The organism is Vicinamibacteria bacterium (assembly GCA_035620555.1).
Taxonomy (GTDB): Bacteria; Acidobacteriota; Vicinamibacteria; order Marinacidobacterales; family SMYC01; genus DASPGQ01.
Map to the genome: position 1 here is coordinate 1 of DASPGQ010000168.1, position 6,507 is coordinate 6,507.

Sequence of the window (6,507 nt, forward strand, 5' to 3'; positions counted from 1 at the left end):
TCAGCAGGAGGTTACGCCGTTTTTCCATTTCCACGAAACCAGGGACGGATCCTACGTCGCCGAACTGCGTGCCGGGGGCCTCGAGGTGGTCGACCTGCGCGAGATCGAGGGCGACACCGCACTCGAGCGAACCGCGGCGGCGATGCGCGAGGGCGCCGGGGTAGTCGTCCAGGCTGCCCTTGCCGACGGGCGATGGAGCGGCCGCGCCGACGTGCTGCTACGCGTCGATCGTTCTAGCAATCTGGGCGCGTGGTCCTACGAGGTCGTCGACACGAAGCTGGCGCGGCAGACACGTTGCTGTACGGCAGGGTGCCAGAGCTCCGGTCGCGCTGGGTCTTCTCCGAGCGCGTGGACCACAACTCGTCCCGCCTCCACGGCGACTCGAGCGGCGTGCGCGGCCCGGCCCTGAACCGTCGTTCCCTCCTGGGATATGCTACGCACGAACGCCGGTAGCCGGACGTGGGATACTTGCCGGCACGGCGAAAGCGCTCCCCGATACCGAGTATTCTGTGGGGATCTGCGGGGATGTTGGATAATCTCCTGTACGAGATTCGGGGGCGAGGGACGTTAGCCCGTATGAGCCCGGGTGCGGAACCTGTCTTGCGGAGCATCTCGGATGTAGGGGGACCGAACCACGAACGGTTTCAGCCGCTGAGTACCGAAAGTGAGTACCGAAAGAGCGATGAATCGCCGGTCGGCCGTACTCGTCGGCCCACCAAGAGATTGCTCGGGAGAACGCGAGATGGTCAGCGGGAGTAACCGGCGTGCACCGTCCTGCCCGAAGGGAGACGTGCTCGCGGATCTCGCGCGCGAGTTGCTTGTTGCTGGCGCTTCCGCTGGGGAGGCCAATCGCTTCGCTGTCTTCGCCACGGAGTTCGCTCGAACTCAGGCTCCGTCGGTCTTTGAGAAGCTGGATCCGACGGGTCGGGACCGCGCAACGGAGACAATGCGCGGGATCTGCCTCGACGGACCGGCGGCTGGCATCAAGAAGTTCGAGCCGGCTCAAGCGACCGCGTTTCTCATCTGGTACGAGAAAGGGTTACGCGACGTGTCCGCGTCCATCCTGTTCGAACGATACGGTGTCTTCCTGCAGTTCGTCAGCTTTCGGCCATTCCCGGCGGAGGCCTGCACAGCATTCGCGAGTTTCTTCAACGAGGTGTACCGCGCGAACCGGTCCGGCTACCTGAGCATGTTCCCACGCGACCATGCGGAGGACGTTCTGGCCGACATCTACTCCCATTTCATCGATCGTGACTACCGCAGGTTACGGGAGTACACCGAGCGTCCCGGAGTTCCGTTTCTCGCATGGTTCCATACGGTCGCCAAGAACCGTGCCATCGAGCTCCATCGAAAACTGCAAATCGAATCGCGACGACGTGGGGAGCTGGACAGAGAGAGTGAACGGATCCCCGACCCGAGACCGAACCCCGAGGATGACGTGCTGCGGGCGAAGCTGCGAGCGGCGATCCAAGAGTGCTTCGATCGGCTCAACGATCGCTACAGGTCCGTGATGCAGTACGTATTGGACCATCCGACTTCTCGCGACGCGATAGCGCGGGCTCTGAACCTGACGACGACCCAGATCTACCGAATCACACACGAGGCGAGGGAACAGCTGCGTCGGTGCCTTGCCGAGAGTGGTTTTTGACCATGTCGGGCGAGACCAATCGACAGCATCCACTGCATCGGGACGACGACGCCCTCGATCAAGAGCTGCGCGAGGCCTTACCAGCCGAATCACCTCGTTTCTGCCGTCCCTCGCACCCGACGATCGAAGCCTACGTCCGCGGCGAGGCCAACGCAGACCAACGAGACGAGATCCTGCGCGCGCTCAGTCTCTCGATGTCCTTTCGCAAGGAGATTCTGGAACGCACCACCAAACCGAGCCCTTCGAATGCCGGCGGCGGCGGTTGGTTGAACTGGTTGTACCACCGTCCCCCCGCCTTCGCGGCGGTGGCCGCGATGCTCCTTCTTGTCATCCTCGCCTATCCGGGCTATCTGGGCGTGAGACGTAGCTGGGCGCTGGCGAACGACCTCAGCGCGGCGCGACGCCAGTTGGACCGATCGCGGGAAGAGATCCAGGCCGTGCGTGACGAGCTGTCCGCGTTGCAGTCTGACCTGGCGAGCCTGGGCGGCCACGTCGATGTCTATAGTCTGAGACCCCCAGAAAGATCGGGTGGAGCTGCTGCCCCGAGCCTCGAGCTCCGCGTACCGGATCGGCCGTACATCACCCTTGCCGTGCTGCCAGACGGCTATGAAGAGTTCTTGGACAGCGCAACATGGTCCTTTGGACTGTACCACGACGGGATCCAGGTCTGGTCGGTCGAGACCACACAACTACGAAAGGTCATAGGATCGGGAACCGGAATGTACTACTTCAGCGTCCCGCGCACCCTACTTCCGCCTGGTTCCTACCAGCTCCGTGTTTCGGTCGACGCGAACTTCATCGATTCCGAAACCGTGGATTTCACCGTCGTCGAGCCCTAGCGCACGGCCACGTCCGGTGCACCACTCAGGAAGTACGCGGCCCAGTAGTAGGGATGGCGCTTGGAGCCTTGGCTGTGGGTCTCCTCCATCGCCTTCCGCAGCGCTTCGTCCTTCGCCGAACCACCCAGCACGTTTCGATGAAACGCCACCATGATCCGGCCGGTCGCGGCGTCGTCGATTCTCCAGTGTGTCGCCACGACGCTCCGCGCCCCGGCCATCTGCAGCGCACGGGTCAAGCCAACCAACCCCTCCCCGCGCACCATCCGACCACGACCCGTCTCGCACGCCGAGAGGACGAACAAGTCGGCCGCCAGTTTCAGCTCGCCCGAAAGCTCGTACGCTTGAAGCACACCGTCTCGGTCCGTCTTGCCCGTCTCCGGCTCCACGTCCGGCAACGACAACAACACCCCGCTCGCCATGGGCATCGTCGGGTGGAAGTAGCCGTGGGTCGCCAGGTGAACCACACCCGCGCTCGAGATCCGCTGCCGCACGGATGGCTCCGTGGCCTCGGAACCGAGCAAAGCGTCGGTCGCGTACAGCACTGCCAGCTCGGTCGCCTCGCGCTCCGCACCAGGAAGCGCGGCCGGCGGTTTGCCGTCCAGCAGAAAGTACGACCGCTCCCCGCGGCTCCAGTCCACCGTCCGGGTCGAAGTGGCGTCGGTCGCGGCGGTTTTCCTCGCCTTCCGCTGCGCTCCCGACTGCTCCGTGCCGCGGACCTCCTCCGCGCCAGACGATCCGAAGTCGGGGTTCCCCACGATCAAAGCCCCATCGCCCACGCCTTGGTGAATCTCCCGCTCCCGCACGTACGCCGACAGCGACTGCTGGAAGCTCAGCGGTTTTTTCACTCCCAGCCAGACCGGCTCGCCTTCCTGGTTCATCACGAGAGCCGCAAACGGAAGTCCCCACAGCACGTCGTCCGGAGAGACCATCAGCCGAGCCGCCTGCTCGATCCGCGAACGGGCGCTCTCTGGAAACAGCAACCCGTAAAGGTCCCGGCCTGCCGCGACCAGTTCCGCTTCGGAGCGGCGCCATGCGGGCCTCGCAGGGGGCGGCCGCGACCTGATCCGCTCGACGATCGCGATGACCCTCGCAGCCAGCTCCGCCTGCTTGATGGGGAGCACGTAGGCCGTGATCTCGGCCCCGGGGCTCGAAGGCACGAGAAACACGACCGTGTCCTCCTCGCCCACCGAAAACGCGACCCATACGGAGTCAGGCGGCAGAACCCGCCGGGCGTCCTCGAGCGACACGGCGTCCTCCCGCAGGGTCGGAATGGCCTTGCGCACATCGGCCAGGCGCTCCTCCATCTCCAAACGCAGACGCGTGTACTCGGCGAGGGCCGCTTCGCGCTCGGTCGTCGCCGCGGTCACCAGATCTTGCTTACGAACCAGCTCGCTTTCGGAAGCGCCCTCCGACCGAGCGGCGTCGAGCTCCGCCGTGGCCTTATCGAGGGAAGTGGATGCGTCGGCCAGGCGCTTGGTCCCTTGCTGAGAACGAAACTCGGCCTCGCGATAGGAGTTCCAGAGGCTCGGGTCGTCGAGTTGATTCTCGATTCCACGAAGGGCCAGCATCTGCAGTAGTGCCTGCGAGCGGCTCTCTTCCAGGGTGGCGAACGCCGCCAAGCGTTCCCCGAGATCGAGTTGGACTCGAAGCAGATCGGTCGAATAGCCCGCGAAGGTCTCGCCGAACGCCTGTTTGGCCTGGTCCCCGGTCACGAGCGCGCCCTGCAGTCGCACGATCCTCCAGGACTGGGCAAGAAGAGACAGCGCGCGCGCGAACTCTCGCTCTTGCCGGGCCACGTTTGCGAGGTCTTTCAGGCCAGTCGCTACCCTGAGCGAGTCCGGCGCCTTCGCCTCAAAGATCGCCAGCGCGCGCTCGTAGTACCCACGCGCGCCCGCCAGGTCGCCTTGCGACAGAGCCACGAGGCCGAAGGTTTGCAGGCTCACCGCCACGTCGAGCGAGTCCGGCGCCTTCTCGGCCCGGATCGCCAGCGCGCGCTCGAAATACCCGCGCGCCCCTGCCAAATCCCCCTGCGCATGGACTACGAGGCCGAGGTTGCCCAGGCACATCGCTAAATCGAGGGACCCCGGAGCCTTCGCCTCAAAGATTGCCAGCCCGTGAAGGAAGTACTCCCGGGCGGCGGTCAGGTCCCCTAGCGATGCGGCCACGCGGCCGAGGGAGAGCAGGCTCTTGCCCACATCGGGAGAACCCGGCGCCTTCGTCTCCCGGATCACCAGCCCTCGAAGGAAAAACTCCCGAGCCCCAGCGAGATCCCCCTGGAGACTTGCCACGCCGCCGAGGTTGGATAGACTCGCCGCCAAATGGAGCGAGGCGCCATCCCTCGCCTCCTGGATCGTCACAGCGCGAAGATAAAACTCCCGGGCCCCAGCCAGGTCGCCTAGAAGATAAGCTACGATACCGAGATTGTTGAGGCTCGCCGCTACGTCGAGTGAACCTGGCAATCTCGCCTCGCGAGTCGCCAGCGCGCGAAGGTGATACTCCCGGGCCCCACCGAGGTCCCCCTGGGATAGGGCCACATTGCCGAGGTTGTTTAGGCTCTCTGCTACCTCGAGTGAGCCCGGCACCTTCGCCTCCCGGATCTCCAGCGCAGGGAGGTAGTACGCTCGTGCGCCGGGCAGGTCCCCGTGCGAATAGGCCACCGCGCCAAGAGCATTGAGGGTCTCTGCCACATCGAGCGAGCCCGGCACCTTCGCCTCCCGGATAGTCAGTGCGCGAAGGCAATACTCGCGCGCGCCGGTCAGATCCCCCTGCGTCCAGGCCATGGCGCAGAGATTGTAGAGACTCGTCGCCACATCGAGCGACGCTGGTGCCTTCGTCTCCCGAATCGCAAGTGCGCGAAGGTAGTACTCTCTTGCGCCAGTGAAATTCTCCCGTAGATCTGCGACTATGCCGAGGTTGTTCAGGCTTGTCGCCACATCGAGCGAACCGGGTACCTTCTCCTCCTGAATTGTCAACGCGCGAAGGTAACGCTCCTGCGCGCCCGTCAGGTCTCCTTGCGACGCCGCTACGTTGCCAAGGTTGTTCAGGCTCGTCGCGAGGGGAAGCGAATCGGGTGCGAGAACCTCGAGTCGCTCGACGGCGGACGCACATAACCGGTTGGCCTCTTTCATACGCCCTGCGACCCTCAGCGAATCTCCGACTCTCCCCAAGGTCTCCGCTGCAACCACCGGGCGTCGCGTCTCGGCTCCCATCAACGCCACCGCCTCGTCCAAAAGGGCCGTCGCGTCCCACGCGGGATCCCGCAGCAACACGCGTGCCTCCGCCACGATCGCCTCGATCTCCCCGGGCCCGTCCGCGGCACGCCTCCAAGCCTCGCGCACCTCCCGCCACGCGACGAGTGCGTCTTCGAACCGATCTTGCGTCTCGAAGATACGCGCCCGTGCTCTCCACCCAAGGGCCTCACCAGCCGCGTCCTCACGGCTCCGAGCGAGCTCCACAGCCGCTTCCGACGTGTTCAGAGCGGCGGCTAGGTCCTGCCCTTCGATCAAACGCTCGACCTCGTCGAGGAGCGCCTGAACTTCCTGAGTCGCAGATGGCGCCGGAGCTTCTTCTGTATCCGACGCTGGTTGTGGGTCAGCGGTCGCCGTCGGACCACCGAAGAGCAGGAACACGAGGCTGGCTGCCAGGATCAACTTCATCGACGCCCCCGTGATTGGCCAGATCGTACCACGGTCTGCCTACGGGGCATACCACCAGCGTGGGCCTGGGCCGTCGCGAGGCGGGAGGAGACCCTTGCGGCGGAATCCTAGCAGGGGACGCAGCCGACGCACCGCTCTCCGACCATGACGAGCCGATCGTAGCAGGGTGGGGGCGGGGAGATGTTACAGGTGCCTGGGGCTGAAAGAACGGTCTCCGAAGTTTCGATGCTTCCGTCGTAGCCGGTCGTCGAGAACATGAACTGGTGGGTTGCTGTCTCCTGGGCGACGCAGTTACCGGACTGTTGTGTTTCCGTGATGCTTCCTCGTACGACATTCCCGGACAAAGTCCCCAGCAGGACCTCTG

At 64.8% G+C, this 6,507-nt stretch carries 5 protein-coding genes; 3 read left to right on the plus strand and 2 right to left on the minus strand.

The features are described 5' to 3' along the window. The 3 genes from VEK15_06420 to VEK15_06430 form a co-directional block, all read left to right on the plus strand. On the plus strand, positions 1–409 hold a 409-nt coding region (locus VEK15_06420; protein HXV60311.1), incomplete at its 5' end, for a hypothetical protein. Positions 410–946: 537 nt separating this feature from the next. Continuing rightward, on the plus strand, positions 947–1,648 hold the full coding sequence (locus tag VEK15_06425; GenBank protein HXV60312.1) for a sigma-70 family RNA polymerase sigma factor: 702 nt from the start codon (positions 947–949) through the stop codon (positions 1,646–1,648). 2 nt (positions 1,649–1,650) lie between these two features. After that, on the plus strand, positions 1,651–2,487 hold the full coding sequence (locus VEK15_06430; GenBank protein ID HXV60313.1) for a hypothetical protein: 837 nt from the start codon (positions 1,651–1,653) through the stop codon (positions 2,485–2,487). Here VEK15_06430 and VEK15_06435 read toward each other — a convergent pair. Together VEK15_06435 and VEK15_06440 are read right to left on the minus strand one after the other, a co-directional pair. Further along, positions 2,484–6,143 (minus strand): CHAT domain-containing tetratricopeptide repeat protein, encoded by a 3,660-nt coding sequence (locus VEK15_06435; GenBank protein HXV60314.1) that lies wholly within the window; start codon positions 6,141–6,143, stop codon positions 2,484–2,486. The genes VEK15_06430 and VEK15_06435 overlap by 4 nt on opposite strands. A gap of 107 nt (positions 6,144–6,250) precedes the next feature. Beyond that, positions 6,251–6,507 (minus strand): hypothetical protein (locus VEK15_06440; protein ID HXV60315.1); only part of this gene is annotated, 257 nt, incomplete at its 5' end.